The organism is Cupriavidus sp. SIMBA_020, assembly GCF_046535395.1.
GTDB classification, from domain to species: domain Bacteria; phylum Pseudomonadota; class Gammaproteobacteria; order Burkholderiales; family Burkholderiaceae; genus Cupriavidus; species Cupriavidus campinensis.
Map to the genome: position 1 here is coordinate 1 of NZ_JAWRWU010001857.1, position 229 is coordinate 229.

The 229-nt window shown below is 73.8% G+C and carries 1 protein-coding gene; it reads left to right on the plus strand.

Translation table 11 applies throughout. The annotated features are described in order from the left end of the window. Positions 1-229 (plus strand): lipid II flippase MurJ (locus tag SB751_RS36030; RefSeq protein WP_410749731.1); only part of this gene is annotated, 229 nt, incomplete at both ends.

Below are 229 nucleotides of genomic sequence, written 5' to 3' on the forward strand. Positions count from 1 at the left end.
CTGCGCTGCTGGGCGTCGCGCTGGGCACCGTGCTGCTGCCCAGCCTGTCCGCAGCGCACGCCCGCGACGACCACGGCGGCTACAGCGCGCTGCTGGACTGGGGCCTGCGGCTGGTGCTGCTGTTCGGCCTGCCGGCCGCGGTGGGCATGGCGCTGCTGTCCGATGGCCTGGTGGCCACGCTGTTCCACTACGGCGCCTTTTCGGCGCAGGACGTGCTGCAGACCCGCCT